Genomic DNA, 372 nt, shown 5'->3' on the forward strand with positions numbered 1-372 from the left:
TCTTCATATCTTCATATCGTTGTTCAATATAACTTTTTCCTACACGGTCATTACGGTTATATCCACGTACCAAATAAGAATCTAAGTTTTCTTTCGGTAATCCTTCTTCACTACTTGTAATATTACCTAACACGGAACGAAATAAATTACCATTTACATAATTACGTTCCCAATCAACTGTTGTATCTACTCCTGGAAACTCCGCAAGTTTTTCACTTATCCGCGCATATTCTTGATCTGTCACAGCTTTTTTTATAATTTGTGGTGTCAGTTGATAACCTGAACTCATTTTACTTTTAATAGCTAACACCTTTAAATCTTGTGCTGTTAATTCTGCCAATTCTACTTCTGTAACGCGACTTCGTCTTAAGT

The 372-nt window shown here is 34.1% G+C and carries 1 pseudogene; it reads right to left on the reverse strand.

The annotated features are described in order from the left end of the window. Positions 1 to 372, reverse strand: a pseudogene (locus tag AC1DJR_RS34045) (penicillin-binding protein); the annotation flags it as partial.

This window comes from Bacillus sp. 05T31 (assembly GCF_056396725.1).